1 protein-coding gene and 1 pseudogene are annotated in these 821 nt (G+C 57.0%); one reads left to right on the top strand and one right to left on the bottom strand.

Annotation, left to right across the window (positions count from 1 at the left end; translation table 11 throughout):
• Window positions 1–206: pseudogene (locus DDE77_RS19265) on the top strand (LysR family transcriptional regulator); the annotation flags it as partial.
• A 164-nt stretch (window positions 207–370) separates the two neighbouring features.
• Here the strand turns inward: DDE77_RS19265 and DDE77_RS19260 are convergent.
• Window positions 371–637, bottom strand: coding sequence for a hypothetical protein (locus DDE77_RS19260; RefSeq protein ID WP_210204446.1), 267 nt, complete (start codon window positions 635–637; stop codon window positions 371–373).
• Between the last annotated feature and the right edge of the window lie 184 nt (window positions 638–821).

Raw genomic sequence — 821 nt, 5'->3', positions numbered from 1 at the left:
TGGATTGGTTGGTTGAACTGGCGCGACAAGGGTCAGGTGCGGTGATCCTGCCAGCCACCGCTATTCCTTCAGACATGGGCTTGGTGTCGAAACCCATCGATGGTCTTGAAATATCAAGAACTGTTTTGGCTCTTCGATATCGGCACCAAACGACGAGACCAGAGACAAATGATCTGATCCGTGAGATGACGCGCACGCTGGCGTAGTGAGGTCGGTAATCGACATTCGCCCATCGTGCAGCATTCGTCACTTTGGGCTCTGACCAGACTTTCGCGGCATCACGCTCGAACGTCCGTTCTACTTTTCTTTGAGATCTCGCCCGCAGTCCGCCAGTTAGCGCTGGAGAAATTGCGCCAGATTGCGGTGAAGATCACAGCAAACCAAACCCATTGTGTGCGGTGATAGTCGTCGGTGACGAGGCCGTACTCTTCAAGAATCCGCCGCTTCCCGTGAGGCGACCTTCGGCGCGGGTAACAGTGGGTGAGTTTTTTTCAATCTTGAAGAGCCGCTTGAATTCCCTGATGACCCCTTCAGCAGACGGCCCCGACTTTGCCGTCGGGTGGAAGTGAATGAACGGCCGGTTTCGGGCGCCGAACGCGGCGCTTCGAACGGCGACAATGGGGTCGGTCGATGCCATGGGCGATCGATTCTGAATGGCAGCTATCGAGCCTATGGATCCTGAACCTGCCAGTCGGCTCCCGTGAAGAGTTTCGGCTGCCGACAGGCGCCCGAAAGTCCCCGAAGAACGAACCCGCGACCTACGGGAATGGGGGCTATGGATTTTTCTCGATTTGGCCAGTCTGGGGGCCGCCCGGATGGTG

Source organism: Devosia submarina, from assembly GCF_003056345.1.
Lineage (GTDB): Bacteria > Pseudomonadota > Alphaproteobacteria > Rhizobiales > Devosiaceae > Devosia > Devosia submarina.
The sequence above is the reverse complement of the archived record's forward strand: the minus strand, read 5'-3'. Positions and strand labels throughout refer to the sequence as shown.